Annotated in this window: 17 protein-coding genes; 8 read left to right on the forward strand and 9 right to left on the reverse strand. The window is 67.0% G+C overall.

Going from position 1 to position 18,667, the window contains the following annotated elements; genetic code table 11:
• Positions 1 to 6: 6 nt before the first annotated feature.
• On the reverse strand, positions 7 to 3,600 hold the full coding sequence (locus ACZ75I_RS16410) for an autotransporter domain-containing protein (protein ID WP_472958320.1): 3,594 nt from the start codon (positions 3,598 to 3,600) through the stop codon (positions 7 to 9).
• Between the two features lie 245 nt (positions 3,601 to 3,845).
• Between ACZ75I_RS16410 and ACZ75I_RS16415 the strand changes: the two genes are divergently transcribed.
• From ACZ75I_RS16415 to ACZ75I_RS16435, 5 genes are all read left to right on the forward strand, one after another.
• Positions 3,846 to 5,255 (forward strand): amidohydrolase, encoded by a 1,410-nt coding sequence (locus tag ACZ75I_RS16415; protein ID WP_235646793.1) that lies wholly within the window; start codon positions 3,846 to 3,848, stop codon positions 5,253 to 5,255.
• On the forward strand, positions 5,255 to 6,517 hold the full coding sequence (locus ACZ75I_RS16420) for an amidohydrolase family protein (RefSeq protein WP_472958321.1): 1,263 nt from the start codon (positions 5,255 to 5,257) through the stop codon (positions 6,515 to 6,517). Before ACZ75I_RS16415 ends, ACZ75I_RS16420 begins: the two co-directional genes overlap by 1 nt.
• Positions 6,518 to 6,542: 25 nt before the next feature.
• Complete coding sequence (locus ACZ75I_RS16425) at positions 6,543 to 7,175, forward strand: DsbA family protein (RefSeq protein WP_472958323.1); 633 nt, start codon at positions 6,543 to 6,545, stop codon at positions 7,173 to 7,175.
• Positions 7,176 to 7,270: 95 nt separating this feature from the next.
• Positions 7,271 to 8,212, forward strand: coding sequence for a DegV family protein (locus tag ACZ75I_RS16430; RefSeq protein ID WP_019662081.1), 942 nt, complete (start codon positions 7,271 to 7,273; stop codon positions 8,210 to 8,212).
• Positions 8,213 to 8,289: 77 nt separating this feature from the next.
• Entirely contained in the window at positions 8,290 to 8,628 is a 339-nt protein-coding gene (locus tag ACZ75I_RS16435; protein ID WP_006469105.1) for a hypothetical protein, read from the forward strand.
• Between the two features lie 114 nt (positions 8,629 to 8,742).
• Here ACZ75I_RS16435 and ACZ75I_RS16440 read toward each other — a convergent pair whose 3' ends face one another.
• The 5 genes from ACZ75I_RS16440 to frmR form a co-directional block, all read right to left on the reverse strand.
• On the reverse strand, positions 8,743 to 10,188 hold the full coding sequence (locus ACZ75I_RS16440; protein WP_180867651.1) for a GGDEF domain-containing protein: 1,446 nt from the start codon (positions 10,186 to 10,188) through the stop codon (positions 8,743 to 8,745).
• A 188-nt stretch (positions 10,189 to 10,376) separates the two neighbouring features.
• Entirely contained in the window at positions 10,377 to 11,207 is an 831-nt protein-coding gene (gene fghA / locus ACZ75I_RS16445) for an S-formylglutathione hydrolase (protein WP_180867653.1), read from the reverse strand.
• 22 nt (positions 11,208 to 11,229) lie between these two features.
• Complete coding sequence (locus ACZ75I_RS16450) at positions 11,230 to 11,577, reverse strand: YqcC family protein (protein WP_111190672.1); 348 nt, start codon at positions 11,575 to 11,577, stop codon at positions 11,230 to 11,232.
• 8 nt (positions 11,578 to 11,585) lie between these two features.
• Positions 11,586 to 12,695: an S-(hydroxymethyl)glutathione dehydrogenase/class III alcohol dehydrogenase gene (locus ACZ75I_RS16455; protein ID WP_134970494.1), complete on the reverse strand. Its 1,110-nt coding sequence runs from the start codon at positions 12,693 to 12,695 to the stop codon at positions 11,586 to 11,588.
• 59 nt (positions 12,696 to 12,754) lie between these two features.
• The gene (gene frmR, locus ACZ75I_RS16460) at positions 12,755 to 13,030 is read right to left on the reverse strand and encodes a formaldehyde-responsive transcriptional repressor FrmR (RefSeq protein WP_005411009.1); all 276 of its coding nucleotides are present in this window, start codon (positions 13,028 to 13,030) and stop codon (positions 12,755 to 12,757) included.
• A 331-nt stretch (positions 13,031 to 13,361) separates the two neighbouring features.
• Between frmR and ACZ75I_RS16465 the strand changes: the two genes are divergently transcribed.
• The gene (locus ACZ75I_RS16465) at positions 13,362 to 14,249 is read left to right on the forward strand and encodes a hypothetical protein (RefSeq protein WP_472958326.1); all 888 of its coding nucleotides are present in this window, start codon (positions 13,362 to 13,364) and stop codon (positions 14,247 to 14,249) included.
• On the opposite strand, the gene ACZ75I_RS16470 is transcribed toward ACZ75I_RS16465, so the two are convergent.
• Complete coding sequence (locus ACZ75I_RS16470) at positions 14,231 to 15,136, reverse strand: LysR family transcriptional regulator (RefSeq protein WP_472958328.1); 906 nt, start codon at positions 15,134 to 15,136, stop codon at positions 14,231 to 14,233. The two genes, ACZ75I_RS16465 and ACZ75I_RS16470, sit on opposite strands and share 19 nt — an antisense overlap.
• 129 nt (positions 15,137 to 15,265) lie before the next feature.
• On the opposite strand from ACZ75I_RS16470, the gene ACZ75I_RS16475 reads away from it, so the two are divergent.
• Entirely contained in the window at positions 15,266 to 16,369 is a 1,104-nt protein-coding gene (locus ACZ75I_RS16475) for an alkene reductase (protein ID WP_472958330.1), read from the forward strand.
• A 48-nt stretch (positions 16,370 to 16,417) separates the two neighbouring features.
• Here the strand turns inward: ACZ75I_RS16475 and ACZ75I_RS16480 are convergent, their stop codons facing one another.
• Positions 16,418 to 17,095: an SMI1/KNR4 family protein gene (locus ACZ75I_RS16480; protein ID WP_180867662.1), complete on the reverse strand. Its 678-nt coding sequence runs from the start codon at positions 17,093 to 17,095 to the stop codon at positions 16,418 to 16,420.
• A gap of 114 nt (positions 17,096 to 17,209) precedes the next feature.
• Between ACZ75I_RS16480 and ACZ75I_RS16485 the strand changes: the two genes are divergently transcribed.
• Positions 17,210 to 17,626: a VOC family protein gene (locus ACZ75I_RS16485; protein ID WP_053500596.1), complete on the forward strand. Its 417-nt coding sequence runs from the start codon at positions 17,210 to 17,212 to the stop codon at positions 17,624 to 17,626.
• A 126-nt stretch (positions 17,627 to 17,752) separates the two neighbouring features.
• On the opposite strand, the gene ACZ75I_RS16490 is transcribed toward ACZ75I_RS16485, so the two are convergent.
• On the reverse strand, positions 17,753 to 18,637 hold the full coding sequence (locus ACZ75I_RS16490; RefSeq protein ID WP_061479601.1) for a LysR family transcriptional regulator: 885 nt from the start codon (positions 18,635 to 18,637) through the stop codon (positions 17,753 to 17,755).
• Positions 18,638 to 18,667: the final 30 nt, after the last annotated feature.

Genomic DNA, 18,667 nt, shown 5'->3' on the forward strand with positions numbered 1-18,667 from the left:
GGTGGCTTAGAAGCGCACCGACCAGCGCAGGTTGGCACTGTGGTCACGGCTTTCGTCGCCAAACTGGCCGCTATAGCCCAGCTCCAGCTGCTGGCGTGTGGTCAACCATGCCGACAGCCCCAGTTCGGCCACCACTGTCCTGTCAGCCACCGGGGCACCGCTGACCACGAAGCTGTCGCTGCCGGTGGCAAAGGCGAAGCGGGCCGCCGGGTCGCGGTCACCGCTGGCATGGCGGTACCCGACGCCACCGCGCAGGTGCAGCCAGCTGTCCTGCTGGAACGAAGCCTTCAGGCCCTTGTCAAAACGCAGGCCGGCCGTGGCCACGGTGGTACGCAGATCGTCCACCTCACCCTGCAGTGCAGCCGCACCGCCGCGTTCGTTGACGCGCTTCATGTCCACTTCCACACGTGCGAGCTGCAGGTAAGGTTCCAGCCCCGCCTCGCGGCCGCCGAAGCGATAGCTCGCCTCGACGAACGCCTGGCGGGTGCGGCCGTCATAGCGTGCCGCCAGCGTATCGCTGTAACCGGAGAAGGCCAGCTCACGGGTGCTCTTCACCTCATGCTCGCTCCAGGCCAGGCCACCCCGCAGGCCGAAGGCGCCCCAGTCGTGACTGGCATAGGCCCCCAGGTGCGTATTGTCGACCTTGGCACGCGCACGGCGTCCTTCCTGCTGCTTGGCATCGGTACGGCCGGTACCGGCCAGCATGCCCACCTGCCAGCCGTTGATCTCGCGGTCCACGCCTACCAGCAGGCCGCTGCTGTTGGCTTCGGTGCGTGCGGTGTTGCCATTGCCGTCCAGCGTGGTGCTGCCACCGATGGCCTGTACCCAGACCCCCGTGGCGGCGTCGCCGTCTGCTCCCGGCGCGCGTACACCGACGCGGCGCGACAGTGCGGCATCACGCACGTAGCGGCTGCCCTCGACCAGGACCATCGCGGTGGCCGCATGCAGCTCGCCGCTGAGGCCGTCCAGTGCAGCGCCCACCTGTTGAGGGAACAGCAGGGTCAGTGGGCGCGGCAGGCCCTGGTTGACCGCCAGCCGGTCGGCCACAGTGGCCACCGCGCGCTGGTTGTCGGTACTGGCGGCACTGGCGAGCGGATTGCCACGGGTGACTTCAATGCGCGCGCCACCGGTGCCATAGGACAGCCCGAATTTCAGGAACGGCGAGAACGCACTGAAGTCGGTGGTGGCGAACTGGCCACGGATTCCGCCGTCGGCACGGATGAAGTTGAACTGCTCACCCAGGTAATAGGTGCCCGCTTCCGGCAGGGCGATCAGGGTGCCGCCCAGGGTGGCGGTACCGGTGACGCGCAACTGGTCACTGTGCCCGCCCGGGGCCAGCTCGGCCTGGTACACACCGGTGGCGGTCTGCACGTAGTCGCCGTTGATGGTCAGCGTGCCGATCGAGTTGCCCGGTGCAACGATACCGGCCACGGTGGTATCGCCCAGCTGGCCGATGCCCTTCAGCGTGCCGTTGAGGCCAACGAGGGTGTGACCACCGGTCTGCGTGCCGTTGAACGACAGCACCCCACCGTTGACGGTCAGGTCGGAGCCTGCGAGTACCCCGCCTGCATTCACACGGCTGTTGCCCAGGCTGGTCAACGCGCTGTTTTCCAGCCTTCCGTTCAATTCGAACGTCCCCTGCGCGGCCACCGAGGTGTGGGCGCCGCGCTGCACGCCGTCGAAGATGACCACGCCACCGTTGACGTTCAGGTCGGAGCCATCCAGCACACCGCGTGCGTTGATGTGGCTGGAGCCCCCCTGGCTGTTCAGCGCAGTGTTCTTCAACGTGCCATTGAGCAGGAAGCTGCCGCCGGCCACGTCCACCGCTCCGGTGAGCGTATTGACGCCATCCAGTTCCAGCACGCCCTCGCGCACCAGCGCACCGTTGAAGCTGTTGTCGCCGCTCAAGCGCAGCCAGCCGATGCCGCTCTTGGTCAGCTTGCCGGGGCCGCCAACGTCGTTGGTCCAGTTGTCCCAGGCATCGCCTTCCCACACTTTCAGGCCACCGGCACGCTGGTTCATCACCACGTCGGTGTCCACGCGCAGCGAACCGTAACCCTCGATGGCCTTGGCCAGGTTCAACAGGCCCCAACCGTAGATGTCGTCGATGCCGGGCGCGCCCAGATCGGTGGTCGTGGTCAGCAGCACATCGCGCACCTGAGCGCTGTCCAGATAGGGGAAGCGTTCAAACAGCAGGCCCAGCGCGCCGGTGACGTGGGGCGCGGCCATGGAGGTTCCACTCAGCAGCGCATAGCCATAGGTAGGCACGCGCTGCTGGATGTCCAGGCTGACGTTGCCGTTGGCGTCGATGCCGACGCTGCCGGCCAGGCTGGAATCATCACCATAGGCGGTCGATACGATGTCCGAACCCGGTGCGGCAAGGCACCAGTTGGCACTCAGGCCGCACTTGTTGGAACGATTGCTCAGGGTCAGATTGGTACCGACGTTGACCACGCTCAACCAGTACGGCTCGATGTCGGCGAATGCGCGCGGCAGCGTGGCGTAGAGGCCGGCGATGGGGCTCTGCGCAGGCGTCGGAATGACCGAACTGGTATTGCCGGCCGCCCACACCTGGATCATCCCGCGCGCACGCGATCCGTCGGCAAAGGTGTTCAGGTACTGGCGGTCGTCCGGGTCGTTGTAGATCGCGTCCATGTCCGTCGCTGTCGTCGGTTCCGTGACCAGGCCCCAGCTATGGTTGATGGCACGCACGCCCTGCGCGTTCATCTGGGCATACAGGTCCTGGAAGGCGCTGACTTTCGGGCCGATCGCGCCCAGTGTCACGACCGAGTAGCCAGTCGCCGTGCGCTGCCACTCGCGGATGCTGTCGGAGAACAGCCGGCCAACGGTCAGGTCCGAACCGAAGGACACACCGTGCATGCCGCTTCCGTCCCGGTTCGCCGCGATGGTGCCAGCAACGTGCGTGCCATGGATCTCGAACTGCATCCCCGGCTGCACATAGGGGCCCGACTCGATGATCCTGCGGATGTTGTCGGGCACGTTGGCGTTGTACCCGACATAGCTGATCTGGACGTCATCGCCATCACTGGCGAAGCAGGCCGCCGGCCCACGCACTGCGGTGGTGTTGGTGCAGCGCGTGCCGTCAGCCATCAGATCGGCGATGCGGATGCTGCGGTTGTCCTTGCCGGCGAATTCCGGATGGTCCAGACCCGTGCCACTGTCGAATACGCCCAGGCGGATGCCCGCACCGGTCAGCCCGCGCGCATAGGCCACGTCGGCATTGATCGCAGCCAGGCCCCAGTCGAGTTCGAATTCACTGGTACGCCAGCTCGCAGCGTCGCCGGGCTTGCCCATGACCGGCTCCGCCGAAGCACCGGCGCTGGGAGCCAGCGCCGCCACCGGAATCGCTACCGAGGGAGCGATCATCGCGGGAGCGGAGTCGCTCATCCCGCTGTGCGCGGCGAACGCCGACTGCAGGCTGCGCTGCAGCTGGTAACGGGCCAGGGCGTCGTCACTGTCCTGGGCCAGTACCGGCAGTGCGGTGGCCACCAGTAACGAACCGACAATGGCCGACGCCAGCGGCGAGGGGAGGAAGGAACGGCGCGAAACGGTCGAACGGCGGAGCTTTGCAGCAGTCATCGGTTGCGTCCTTGATTCCATGAGAGGTACGGGCCCGGCTCCATCGTTGGAGCAGGTGCGTAAGCTGGTGACACAGGTCAGCGCAAGACGTAATCAGCCCATTGCTTCATCCAACGTTAATATTTCCTTCACAAATCCTCCATCAGAAAATTCCTACCCCCCACGCCCCTGTCCAAGGTCACTTGGCAAGCCACACCGGCCCCGGCTAGCGTCGGTGGATTCATGTTTCTGGCGAGGGGAACTGCATGGCATCGACGTTGTTGCGCACCGGGGTGGCACTGGCGCTGGTTTCATTGAGCACGGCACCGGCGGTGGGCGCCTCGCGCTTCGTCGCCGATCCCTACCCCAGCACCTACCAGGCACACCCCGATGCACCGGTGCTGATCCAGAACGCCACCGTGCTGACCGGCACCGGCCAGCGCCTGGACAACGCCGACGTGCTGCTGCGCGAGGGCCGCATCGTTGCCGTCGGCCGCCAGCTGCAGGCCGATGCCGGTGTCACCCGCATCGATGCGCAGGGCAAGTGGGTCACACCCGGCCTGATCGACGTGCACTCGCACCTGGGCGTGTACCCCAGCCCGGGCGTCGGCGCGCACAGCGACGGCAACGAGATGACCGCGCCGGTCACCGCCAACGTCTGGGCCGAACACTCGGTGTGGCCGCAGGACCCGGGTTTCGCCACCGCACTGGCCGGCGGCGTGACCAGCATGCAGGTGCTGCCGGGCTCGGCCAACCTGGTCGGTGGTCGTGGTGTGACCCTGAAGAACGTCCCCGCCATCACCTACCAGGCGATGAAGTTTCCCGGCGCACCGTGGGGGCTGAAGATGGCCTGTGGCGAGAACCCGAAGCGGGTCTACGGCGGAGGCAAGGGCGTCGCCCCAGCCACGCGGATGGGCAACGTTGCCGGTTACCGCGCCGCCTTCATCGATGCCGCCGACTACATCGCCAAGAACAAACCGAAGCCGGCCAAGCGCAAGGGCTGGTTCGGCAGCGATAAGGGCGACAGCGCCGGTGATGCCGGCGGCAAGCGCGATCTCAAGCTGGACACGCTGGCCGGCGCGATCGAAGGCGACATCCGCGTGCACATCCACTGCTATCGCGCCGACGAGATGGCCACCATGCTCGACCTGGCCAAGGAATTCGGCTTCAAGGTGGCCGCCTTCCACCACGGCGTGGAGGCCTACAAGCTGGCCGACCGGCTGGCCGCCGACGGCGTCTGCGGCGCGCTGTGGGCCGACTGGTGGGGATTCAAGATGGAAGCCTTCGACGGTATTCCGGAGAACATCGCACTGGTCGATCGGCCGAAGAACAGCTGCGCCATCGTCCATTCCGATTCACCCGAAGGCATCCAGCGCCTGAACCAGGAAGCGGCCAAGGTGATCGCCGCCGCGCGCCGCGCACGCATGCCGGAGATCCCCCCCGAACACGCCATCACCTGGATGACCGCCAACGCCGCCAGGGCGCTGGGGATTGAAGGCCAGACCGGCACCCTGGAGGCCGGCAAGATGGCCGACGTGGTGGTGTGGAACGGCAACCCCTTCAGCTCGTACGCGCTGGCCGAGCAGGTCTTCATCGACGGCCGCCGCCTGTACGACCGCAGCGCACCTGCGGCCACGCCACGTTCCGACTTCCAGCTTGGCCAGGAGGTGCACTGATGGGCGCGTTGAACAAGCGTCGCCGGGCATGGCTCGGCGCTACGGTCATGGTGCTGGCCTGCCTCTCCGCATCCGCGCAGGCGCAGGACCTGCTGGTGCGCAACGCGACCGTGCATACGGCCAGCACGCGCGGCAGCCTGCAGCACGCCGATGTGCTGGTGCAGGGCGGGATCATCCGCGCAGTCGGCAGCGGGCTGTCCGCCCCGGCCGGGGCCAGCGTGGTCGAGGCCGATGGCCGCCCGCTGACACCGGCGCTGTTCGGGGGCATCACCGAGATCGGCATCGAAGAGGTCTCCGGTGAAGCGAGCACGGTCGACAGCACGTTGAAGATCGGCGAACAACCGTTGCGCCCCGAGTTCGATGTCACCCTGGCCTACAACCCGGCCTCGGTGCTGATCCCGGTGGCACGCCTGGACGGCATCGGCTTCACCGCCCTGGGGGCGGCCACCGGCGGCGGCTTCGTTGCAGGCCAGGGTGGCGTGATGCGGCTGGACGGCAGCGCCGATCCCCTCGGGCCGCGCGCGCTGTTCCTGCGCCTGGGGTCGGCCGCAGTGGAGCTGACCGGGCAGTCGCGTGCAGCGCAATGGATGCTGCTGCAGCAGATGATCGACGAGGCACGCGGACAGGTGGCTGCCGACTCGCCGCACGCGCTGCTGACGCCGGCCGGGCGCCGCACGCTCAGCCGCTACCTGGCCGGGCACGGCCGCATCGTGGTGGAGGTGGACCGCGCGGCGGACATTCGCCAGCTGCTGCGCTGGGCCGCCCGCGAAAAGGTGAAGATCGCCATCGCCGGTGGCAGCGAAGCCTGGCAGCTGGCGCCGGAGCTGGCCGCCGCACAGGTACCGGTGTTCGTCGATGTGTTGTCCAACCTGCCGGCCAGCTTCGACCAGATCGGCGCCACGCTGGAAAATGCGGCACGCCTGCAACGTTCCGGCGTGGCGGTCTCGTTCGTGCAGCGTGGCGACGCCTCGCACAACGCCCGCAAGATGCGCCAGCTGGCCGGCAATGCCGTGGCCAATGGCCTGCCCTGGGCCGACGGCCTGGCCGGCCTGACCCGGGTGCCGGCGCAGGCGTTCGGCGTGGCCGACCAGATCGGCAGCATCGAGCCGGGCAAGCGTGCCGACCTGGTGCTGTGGGAGGGCGACCCGCTGGACGTGGCGCACTATGCCGAACAGGTCTGGCTGGGCGGCCGGGCGATGCCGATGCGCTCGCGCCAGACCGAACTGCGCGACCGCTACCTGCAGCGCAACGCGCAGCCCTGACTTCCAGTTATTCAAGGAAACCTGCATGGCCACCCTGCGCTGGTACTTCGACTTCGTCTCGCCCTATTCCTACCTGCATTGGCAGAAGCTGAAGCAGCTGCCCCGGTTCGCACGGATCCAGACCGTGCCGATCGCCTTCGGTGCGGTGCTGCATCACCTGGGCAACCTCGGGCCGGCCGAGATTCCGGCCAAGCGCCGTTTCATGTACCGCCAGCTGCTGTGGACTGCGCAGGCCGAAGGAACACCGCTGCGGTTCCCGCCGGGCCACCCGTTCAACCCGTTGTCTGCCCTGCGGCTGTGCTTGGCCGCCGGTGGCAGCGTGCAGGCGGTGGACGTGCTGTTCGACTGGATCTGGCGCGACGGCAATGCCGCCGATAGCGCCGAGGCCCTGCGCGAACCGGCTGCGCGGCTGGGGATCGAGGATGTCGCCAGCGCCATCGCGGCCCCCGCGGTCAAGGAGCAGCTGCGGAGGAACACCGAGGCCGCCATTGCTGCCGGCGTGTTCGGCGTACCAACCCTGGCCATCGATGACGAACTGTTCTGGGGCAACGACGCCCATCCGTTGATGGCCGCCGTGCTGGCCGATCCCGCCCTGCTGCAGCAGCCCGAATGGCAGCGCCTGGCCGAACTTCCGGTGGCCGTGCAGCGCAGTCGCTGAACAGGGCCTGGCGCGTTTCCCTCGCGCGCCACGCCGAAATTTGAGATAGATTTCACGTTTCCGAACCTACAACCGCCCTGGAGGGGGAGCCGCGGATGCGCATCGGAATCGTCGTCGACTCGGCCTGCGACCTGCCGCAGGACTTCATTGCCGAGCACAACATCGTGCTGCTGCCGATCACCGTCCGCATCGGCGAAGCCGTGCTGGCTGATCATCGCGATGAGCAGGCCACGCTGAGTTTCCTGCATGCACACGTGGCCGAGCACGGTGCCGAGGCAGAGACCATCCCCTTCAGTGTCAACCAGATCCGCGACCTGTTCCTGCAGCAGCTGGTGATCGATTACGACCACGTGTTCTGCATGACCATCACCAAGACCCGCAGCCCGATCCACGACAATGCGCTGCAGGCCAGCTTCGCCATCCTCAACGACTACAAGCCGGTGCGGCAGGCGGCGGGCTACAACTCGCCGTTCGCGCTGCGCGTGCTCGATACCCAGAACCTGTTCGCCGCGCAGGCGGTGACTGCGGTGGAGGCGGTTCGCCTGCGTGACAGTGGCGCCAGCGTGCAGCAGATCCGCGAGCGGCTGGAAGAACTGGCCGGCAACGTGCACGGCTACATGGTCACCCGTGATCTGTACTACATGCGTGCGCGCGCCCGGCACAAGGGCGACCGCAGCGTCGGCCTGCTCAGTGCGGCGCTGGGCAGCGCACTGGACATCAAGCCGGTGCTGCACGGCTACCGCGGCGAAACCGGGCCGGTCGCCAAGATCAAGGGCTTCGACAGCGCCGTGCAGAAGCTGTTCGCGGTGGTCGGCCAGCGCGTACGTGCCGGGCTGATGACGCCGACGGTGTGCGTCAGCTACGGCGGAGAACTGGACGAGCTGCGTGCCCTGCCCGGCTACGCACAGCTGAAAGAGGTCTGCGCCGGCCATGGCGTGACCGTGTACGAATCGGTGATGAGCCTGACCGGCATGGTCAATGTCGGCAAGGGCGCGGTCACGGTGGGTTTCGCCGATGGGCCACATCGGTTTGAATGAAGGCCGACCGTGGCTGGAATCTGCACATCGATTCCACCGCGGTTGTGCCAGTCTTGCCGCACTTCAAGGAGAACTTCATGCCTGCGCAGTACCACATCAGCCTGCCCGACCCGTCCAAAGCCCGCGGCAACGACCCTGACCTGTCCTTCCATTCGCAGGGCGCCGCCGGTTTCGCCGAAGAGCTGCAGGACGCCCTGCGCAGCGGCACGCTGTTCGAGCGCTGGAAAGCCAAGCAACCCGACCCGGATGCGGTGGAACCGCAGTGGGGCGTGACCGATCCGGACGCCACCGTGACCGGCGAGCAGAAGGACCTGCGCATCAACCTGGTCGCCACCACCCGTATCGACAGTGACGTGTTCAAGCAGCGCCTGCGCCTGCTGGCCGGCCACCACTGGGAACTGCGCGACGTGCGTTGAGGCCACGCCGTGGTAGTGCTGGCCGGTGGCCGGCAACCGAGGAGATGCCGGCCAGCGGCCGGCACTACCCAGTGCAATGTCCCTGGACGGGCGGCACGCCATGGGCTGGTCCGCTCAACAGTCCATGGTGCCGTGCGCGTTGCCCTCGTCATCCAGCACGCGCGCATGCAGGACCACCCGGTTGCGGCCGGCACGCTTTGCGGCATACAGGCCGGCATCGGCATCGGCCAGCAGCTGGTCGGCACTGGCCAGCGCCGGTGGGTGCAGGTAGCCCACGCCGACGCTGATGCTGACCGGGCCTTCCGGCAATGGCAGCGCTTCGACCGCTTCGCGCAGGCGCTCGGCCAGCGCCAGCACGCCCGACAGTGGGCTTCCAGGCACGATGACAGCGAATTCTTCACCGCCATAACGCGCAACGCTGTCACCGCCGCGACCTGCGACGCCCTTCAGCACCCCGGCCACCGCCTGCAGGCAACGATCACCGGCCGGATGGCCGTGCCGGTCGTTGAAGGCCTTGAAGTGGTCGATATCCACCAGCAGCAGGCCCAGCTCGGTGCCGCTGCGCCGCGCGCGATTCCACTCGGAGGTCAGCCGCGCGTCGAACTCGCGGCGATTGGCCACGCCGGTGAGGCCATCCTGCCGCGCCAGTTGATCCAGCGCCGCCTGACGCTCCAGCAGATCGGTCTGCAGCAGGACGCTGCGCAGGCCGAAACCAAGGGTGGCTACGACGAAGCCCGCGACGGCCAACGGCCGCGCATGATCGACCACCAGCGTGCCGACCACCAGCAGCAGCAACGGCAGGATGATCGGACCGGCGGCCTGCACCGTCCTCGCCAGCCGCGGGTGTGCCGTGGTGCCTGTGTCCGGCGCCGTGTCCAGCGCCATGCAGGCGATCAGCAGAAAAGGTACGTCGATCAGCAGGTCGTTGAACGCACCGAATGCATCATCGGAGGTGTAGTGGTTGATGTAGTAGGCCACCAGCAGATAGGCCAGTGCGTACAGCGCCAGTGCACGGAAGAACCTGCGCCGTTCGGGCACGTCGCCGGCCAGCCATCGCACCACGGCGAACGCGGCGATACACAGGTTCTGGATGTCGAACATGCGCTGCATGTTGGACATCGCATGGGCGTCGACCTCGACACGGGCGGCGAACGATGCGGTGTGCACGAAGAACAGCACACCCAGCAGCGCCGCCATCGCCGCATCGATCAGGCTGATGCTCGGGCGCTCGCGGCGTGCCCGGGCCAGGATGAACACCAGCGGCACGCCATACAGCACGTACAACAACAGGCTGACGCGTGGGGTGAAGTCAGCCCGGCCGGCGCCCAGCGCATCCACCATGTTGAACGTCATGCCACCGGCCCACAGCAGCAGTGCCATCGCGGTAGAACGCCAGCCCAGAGCGGCGCGGTCACGTTGCGCCCGCACCAGGCACGCGGCGGCGGCCAGCAGCGGTGCGCCGGTCAGGAACAGGAAAGAACCCATGCCCGCCGGGCTCGGCCAGAACGCCACGGCCAGCCCATGGCAGAGCACGTACAGCAGCGCCAGCACTACCGGCATGCATCCCCCCGATCCGCAAGGCCGTCTGAGCGCACGATAGCGCGCCGGCACGCCACAGCGGCGTGATCCACTGCGGCAAAACGACACTCCGCGTGCATCACCATGGTAGTGCCGGCCGCTGGCCGGCAATCCCAGGGAATTGCAGGGCTGCGGGTTGCCGGCCAGCGGCCGGCACTACCGGAGAGCCCTCAGGAGTGCAGGGCGCGGGCGTGGTGGGCGATGTGCTCGCCGATGAAGCTGGCGATGAAATAGTAGCTGTGGTCGTAACCCGGCTGCAGGCGCAGGGTCAGCGGATGGCCGGCGGCCGCGCAGGCCTCCTGCAGGCGCTGCGGCTGCAGCTGGGTCTGCAGGAACTCGTCCGCCTCGCCCTGGTCGACAAGCAGCGGCAAGCGCTCGCTGGCCGCCTCCAGCAGCGCGCACGTATCCCACTGCGCCCAGTCGGTCGGGTTGTCGCCCAGATAAGCCGTGAACGCCTTCTGCCCCCACGGTACACGGCTGGGCGCGACGATCGGCGAGAACGCCGACACACTGCGGTAGCGCCCCGGGTTGCGCAGCGCGATCACCAGCGCACCATGGCCGCCCATCGAATGGCCGCTGATCGCGCGTGCATCGGTCACCGCGAAGTTCGCCTCGATCAGCGCCGGCAGTTCCTGCGCCACGTAGTCGTGCATGCGGTAGTGCTTCGCCCACGGAGCACGGGTGGCATTGAGGTAGAAGCCTGCCCCCTTGCCCAGGTCGTAGCCTTCGGCATCGGCCACGTCATCACCGCGCGGGCTGGTATCCGGCGCGACGATGATCACACCGTGCTCGGCCGCATAGCGCTGCGCGCCGGCCTTGGTGATGAAATTCTGCTCGGTGCAGGTCAGGCCGCTCAGCCAATACAGCACCGGCAGCTTCTGCGTTTCCGCCTGCGGCGGCAGGTACACGGCGAACTGCATGTCGCAGCCCAGCGTGGTGGAATGATGCCGGTAGACGTCCTGCCAGCCGCCGAAACAGGCGCGGTGTTCAATGCGTTCCATGGTGCTCTCCTGCGCGGCGGCGTCAGCCGTCACGTGTGTTGATCAACTCATCCAGCTGCGACAGCAGGCGCAGAAGCGATTCGACGCCAGGCTGGCCATCCAGATTGCGGTACGCCGCCACCGCCACGTCGCTGCGCGGTGGCCACTGGCCGTCGGCGCGGGCTTCGTGCAGGCGCGGCAGGAACACCTGCGCAAGCCACTGCTCGAACGGCATGCCATCGTCGCTGCCGAAGGCCGAAGTCACCGCACGCGGCGGCCCCACCTCGCCGTCGACCCAGCCTAGCGCACGCAACGCCTGCTCGATCGGGTCGACCAGCGCCGCGCGCGGATCTTCCGCACGCGGCCTGCGCAAGGCATCGAACCAGCCCACGCCGCGCCTCAGTAGTGGACCACCGAACGGATCGACTTGCCTTCATGCATCAGGTCGAAGGCGTCGTTGATCTTGTCCAGGTCCATGGTGTGAGTGACGAACGGGGCCAGTTCGATGTCGCCCTTCATCGCGTCCTCGACCATGCCCGGCAGCTGGCTGCGGCCCTTCACGCCACCGAAGGCAGTGCCCATCCACTTGCGGCCGGTTACCAGCTGGAACGGGCGGGTGGAGATCTCCTGCCCGGCACCGGCCACGCCGATCACCACGCTCTGGCCCCAGCCACGGTGCGCGCATTCCAGCGCCGCGCGCATCACGTTGACGTTGCCGATGCACTCGAAGCTGTGGTCCACACCCCAGGTGGTCATTTCCACGATGACCTGCTGGATCGGCTTGTCGAAGTCCTTCGGGTTGATGCAGTCGGTGGCGCCGAATTCGCGCGCCAGTTCGAACTTGGACGGATTGGTGTCCACCGCGATGATGCGGCCGGCCTTGGCCTGGCGCGCACCCTGGATCACCGCCAGGCCGATGCCACCCAGGCCGAACACCGCCACGCTGTCGCCTTCCTGTACCTTGGCGGTGTTGTGCACCGCGCCGATGCCAGTGGTGACGCCACAGCCGAGCAGGCAGACGTGTTCCGGGTTGGCGTCCGGGTTGATCTTCGCCAGCGAGACTTCGGCAACAACGGTGTACTCGCTGAAGGTCGAGCAGCCCATGTAGTGATACAGCGGCTCGCCGTTGTAGCTGAAGCGGCTGGTGCCGTCGGGCATCACGCCCTTGCCCTGGGTGGCGCGCACCGACACGCACAGGTTGGTCTTGCCGCTCTTGCAGAACAGGCATTCGCCACACTCGGCGGTATACAGCGGAATCACGTGGTCGCCCGGCTTGACGCTGGTCACGCCCTCGCCCACTTCCACCACGATGCCCGCACCTTCATGGCCCAGCACCACCGGGAACAGGCCTTCCGGGTCATCGCCGGACAGGGTGAACGCATCGGTGTGGCAGACACCGGTGTGGGTAATCTTCACCAGCACTTCGCCCTTCTTCGGCGGGGCGACGTCGATCTCGACGATCTGCAGCGGCTGGCCGGGACCAAAGGCGACGGCGGCACGGGATTTCATGGGTGGACTCTCCAGAGACAGGCAATGACAGGATGGGCGGCGCCATGTTGCGCCGTCGTTTACTTCAGGTACGAGCGGATCAACGCGCTCATGTCGCGCACGCGTTCGGCGCGTTGTTCGTCGGAGGCGGCGGGCTGGCCGAATTCCTCGCGCAGATGGGCCTCCATCACCTCGGACATCAGGCCGTTGACCGCGCCACGGATGGCGGCGATCTGCTGCAGCACCGGCCCGCAGTCGGCGCCGGCTTCCAGCGCGCGGTCAAGCGCATCGCACTGGCCGCGGATGCGGCGCACGCGGGCCAGGACCTTCTTCTTCTCTTCGGGGGAGTGCGGCATGACTAGGCCACCTCGAAACTATACTGGGGCATAGTATACATAGCCTGGGTGCCAGTGCCACCGGCCGCTCCCTGCCGCCATCTCGATCCGCCGGCAGACCCGGCTAAAGAACACCGCCACGCAGCCGATATCCGGTGCCTGATGGCGAATGGGTCGCCTGCAATGACACGGAGTTCTGCTGATGGTGCGTTCCCTGCTGCCCGCCTGCCTGGCCATGGCCCTGGCGTTTCCCGCACGGGCCGAGCAGGCCTCCACCTCTGCGGTGGCCCAGGTGGATCTGCAGCAACCGGCGCGCATCCGCCTGTTCAGTGCCAATGGCCAGTATCTGTCGATGCGCAAGAACCACACGCGCAGCGGTGCCGAAGCCGAGGTGGTCAGGGTGGAGAGCAAGGCGTCCAAGGGCGTGTTCAGCACGATCGCCTCGTTGGCCACCGGCAATGAAAGCACCTCGATCGGCATGCCCGGATCATTCGCCACCGGTACGCTGGGCGGGATCCGCAAGCCCTTCTATCGCGAATTCGCACTGGTGCCGGGCCAGCTGGTCAATGTGATGGCCAACTTCGAGGGCAATCGCCGCTGCGTTCCCGCAGGCGAAAGGGTTCGCGACCTGCGCTTCACGCTGCCGCCCTCGCTCCTGCTGACGCCGGAACCCGGTCTGGATTACGAAGTATCGTTCGGAACCGACGGCAGCAGCTGCGGCTTGAACGCCAGGCTGCTGCTGGCAGACGGACGCTCAGTGCCGCTCCCCACCGAGTTGCAGCGGCAACGCTCACCAAGGACGTACAAGGTGGAAGGAACGCATCTGTATACCTTCCTGTTCCGCCCTGGCAGCGTGTACTACCGCCCGGTCGGCGAGGCGGAGGACCTGCAGCTGCGCATCGACGATGCTGATCATGCCGACGCATTTGAAACGGCGATGCGCGAGATCGTCTCGCGGCCCGGCACCCAGATGTGCATCGTGCTGCCGGACTTCTTCTACAAGAGCCCGCTGAAAGACCGGCTTGATCGCGTCCTGGACGAGCAGGACAAGAATTTTCCGGCCATCCTCGAACCGATCGGAGGACTGCGCAAAGTCCGCCAGCTTGAGGACCATGTGCCCACAACCTTCCTGGATGCTGCCGCGTACTGCCAGTTGGCAGGGATGATGGCGTTCCCGCCACGCAATACGATCGATGGGGCACCCGAAGTGGCAGCCCCGGCTCAATCAAACACGCCCTGAGCGGCCAACCGCGCCAGCTCATCCACCACGTAGCGCACCTTGGGCCGCAGGTGGCGGGTCGGTGGCCACAGCGCATGGATGTCGATATGCCGCTGCATGTGCGCATCCAGCACCGATTGCAGCGCCCCGGATTCCAGATGACGGCGTACCAGTGAAACGGGCATCTGGCAGATGCCCAGCCCAGCGATGGCCGCATCGATCACCGCGTCACCATCGTTGAGCTGGTAGGTCGCATTCGGGATGAACGTTCCCTCGGCATCGTCCCTGCCGATCCGCCACGCCACCGGCTGGCCGTGGCGGAAACCAACGACGCTGCGGTGCTGCACCAGATCCTCCACGGAGGCCGGCACGCCATGCGCCTGCAGGTACTCCGGCGATGCGCAGGTGACCAGTCGTTGGCGACCCAGCCGGCGCGCGACCAGATGCTCGGCCTGGTGCAATCCGCCGAAGCGGATCAGCAGGTCGATGCCCTCTTCGACCGGATCGACGAAGTGATCGGTGAAGGTCATCGTCAGTTGCAGGTCCGGGTATTGCCGGCACAGGCGCAGCAGCACCGGCAGCACCACCAGGCGCCCGAACGAGGATGGCATGTCGATGCGCAGCCGTCCGCTGGGCAGGCCGGCCGACCCCAGGCAGGCCTCGGCGGCGGAGATTTCTTCCAGCGCCGCCGCACACGATGCGTAGTACGCCTCGCCGTCGGTGGTCAGCGCGATGCGCCGCGTGGTGCGGTGGAACAGGCGCACGCCCAGCCGCGCTTCCAGCCGGGCGATGGCCTTGCCCACCGCCGAGCGTGAGATGCCCAGCGCGTCGGCAGCCTCGGTGAAACTGCCTGAGCGGGCCGTGGTAACGAACGTGACCAGGCCATTCAATGATTCCAGCGGCAGCATCTATCGCGCTCCATTGGGGACAAATAGTCCCGAACCTGGGGAGATCGAAGCGCTTTATGCGCCTGCATGTCAACTCCAATCTGTGTGCATCGCGCCGCTGGCGCCTCCCCCCGCACCGAGATGACCGACATGACCGCCGCCCTGTTCCGCCCCTTCGATCTGGCAGGCATCGCCCTGCGCAACCGCATCGTGATGGCCCCGATGACCCGCGCCCGCAACCCCGGCGCGGTGGCCAATGAACTCACCGCGCAGTACTACCGGCAGCGCGCCAGCGCGGGCCTGATCATCAGTGAAGGCACCCCGGTCTCGCCGCAGGGCCAGGGTTACATTGACGTGCCGGGTATCTGGTCGGCCGAGCAGGTCGCCGGGTGGAAGCTCGTCACCGAGGCGGTGCATGCCGCACAGGGCACGATCTTCGCCCAGCTCTGGCACGTCGGCCGCATGTCGCATTACTCGCTGCAGCCCGACGGTGACCAACCGGTAAGCGCCGGTACCCGGCCGGTCGCCAGCGCACCGAAGAACACCTCGTTCGTCTATCTGGACGACGGCAGCCGCGGCCACGCCGATCCCACCCCGGCACGTGCGCTGGCCACCGAAGAGATCCCCGGCATCGTCGACGACTTCGCGCGCGGCGCCGACAACGCCATCGCCGCCGGTTTCGATGGCATCGAACTGCATGCCGCCAACGGCTACCTGTTCGAACAGTTCCTCAACCCGCTCATCAACCAGCGCGAGGACCGCTATGGCGGCTCGCTGCCCAATCGTGCGCGCTTGATCCTGGAGACCGTCGATGCGATGTCCCAGCGCATCGGTGCGCAGCGGATCGGCGTGCGCCTGGCGCCGAACAACCTCACCTTCGACATGCCGCTCTACCCCGACAACGAGGCCACCTACCTGTACCTGGCCGAGGAACTGGGCAAGCGCGGCCTGGCCTATGTGCATCTCAACGACAACCTGCAGGCGGGCCAGTCGGTGCTGGGCGAGGTGTTCCTGCGGCAGTTCAAGCAGGCCTACGGCGGCACCGTCATCCTGGCAGGTGGCATGACCCGCGAACGCGCCCTGCAGCTGGTCGAAGCGGGCACCATCGACCTGGCCGCGTTTGGCCAGCCGTTCATCGCCAACCCGGATCTGGTCGAGCGCCTGCAGCGCAACGTCGCGCTGGCCACGCCGGACCGCAGCACCTATTACGGGGGCGGCGAGGCAGGCTACCTCGATTACCCGGCCGCAGGCTGATCCCGCACGGGGTCGGATCCCCGCCACAGGTGGGCTCCGACCCTTGGTTCAAGCCTCCTCGCGCACGTAAGCGAACGACTCGTCCAACCGCTCGAAGCCGATCACTTCAACGACGATGGCCTGTGCGTCGTCTTCGCTGATGTTTCCTTCTTCAATATCGTCAACGCGGGCGAACAACCGCTGCAACGCCGCGAACTGGCCGCCGCGCAGGAACGACTGGTGGCTCTGCAGCCAGCGCTGCAGATTGCCGGCCAGCTCGCCGTGCGACAGCAGCGTATACGGCGCTTGGTAGTCGGCAACGGCTTCGACCATCTTGCGGAACAGGAAATCCTGGTAGTTGGCGGCCAGCACATCGGCACGATCATCGTCATGCCACACGAGCACGACGGGCGGCTCGGCAGAATCGGGCGCGTTGCTCCAGAAGCAGTAGCTGTCGCCGCCGCCGGTCCGCGCAAACGGCAGGAGCTGCAGGTCGGGACGCAGGGGATTGTAGTGGTCCTCGGCGGTCAGCTCCTGCCACGCTTCGAGCAGCTCATCGTGTTCCAGTGGTTCGTATTCCTGCGCGTACAGCAGCACCGGCGGATCCGCCTGCAGCGTCGGGAACACCACCTCGGACCATTCCGAATGCGGACTGCCCCAGCTCAACCGACCCGCTGCATGCAACTGCTTGAACAGGGGCGGGAAGGCCTGGCCGGTGGCCTGTTCGATGTCGGATAGCGCGCTCATGGAAGTCCTTGTCGATAGAGGTCGCCCAGCTTGCCCGAATCCTCGCAGGAGATGAACCGGCAGCAACAGGTGGCGGGACTAGACTGCAATCACCGGATGCTGGAAATCACTGCCATGAACGCCACTGCCCGCAACTTCATCGTCAACATCGACGTGCCCGACCTGGCCGCCGCCGAAGCGTTCTACCTGGCCGCGTTTGGATTGCGCATCGGTCGTCGGCTCGGTACCGGCGCGGTGGAACTGCTCGGTGGGCCAACACCGCTCTATCTGCTGCAGAACGAGGCTGGCAGCGCCGCCACCGAAGACGGCGACGTGCGTGACTACGAGCGCCACTGGACCCCGCTGCACCTGGACTGGGTGGTGGAGGACATCGATGCCGCGTTGATGCGTGCGGTCGCGGCCGGGGCGATGCTCGAGCAACCGGTGCGCGAGCGCCGCTGGGGCCGTATCGCCGTGCTGGCCGATCCGTTCGGGCACGGCTTCTGCCTGATCCAGTTCAGTGGCGAAGGCTACGACGCGCTGGTCGAATGAATTGCTGGCTGCGTCGCGGGCGCCAATCCACGCATGGCGCGGATCTACTGATCCGCTTCAAGCAACGCGTGGAGGTTGTCGTTCGGCAGTAGATCCACGCACGGCGTGGATGCAAACCACCGCACCTCACTCCCGCAACATATCCACGAACGCACGCAACGCACCGGGCATCTGCCGTTGCTTCGGGTAGTACAGCGCAAACCCGGCGAACGGTTCGCTCCAGTCTTCCAGCACCGCCACCATCTGCCCCGATTCGATATACGGCCGCGCGGTGTCTTCCAGCACGTAGGCCAGGCCGATGCCATCAAGCACCGCGCCGACCACGGTGCCCTGCTCGCTCAGCGTCAGCCGTCCGGGCACGTCGATTTCCAGCGCCTGCCCACCGCGCTCGAACTGCCACTTGTACAGATGCCCGCTGGCAAAGCGGAAGCGGATGCATTCATGCGCGGCCAGGTCGCGCGGATGCAGCGGCGCCGGATGCCGCCGCAGGTAATCCGGCGAGCCGACGATCAGCCCACGCAGCGGCGGCCCCATCGGCACCGCCACCATGTCCTCGGGCACGAACTCGTGCAGGCGCACGCCCGCGTCGTAGCCCTCGGCGACGATATCGACCAGCCCATCATTTTCGGTCAGCTCCACCCGCACGTCGGGATGAGCGTGCAGGAAGCGCGCCAGCCGAGGCCGCAGCTGGGTCGCCACCGCCGCGCGGGTGGCGTTGATGCGCAGCAGGCCGGCCGGGGCGGCGCGGAAGTGGTTCATTTCTTCCAACGCGTCATGCACCTGCCCCAGCGCCGGCTGCAAGCGCTCCAGCAGGCGCTGCCCGGCCTCGGTCAGGGCCACGCTGCGCGTGGTGCGGTGGAACAGGCCCACGCCCAGTCGTTCTTCCAGCGCGCGGATCGCATAGCTCACCGCCGAGGTCGACAGCGCCAGCTCGGCGCCAGCGCGGCGGAAGCTGCGGTGGCGGGCAACCGCCGCGAACGCGGCCAGGTGAGAAAGGTTGTCAGTGGCCATGATTGTGCAGTTTCACTTGATGAATCATGC

It is taken from the genome of Stenotrophomonas sp. X (assembly GCF_055721025.1).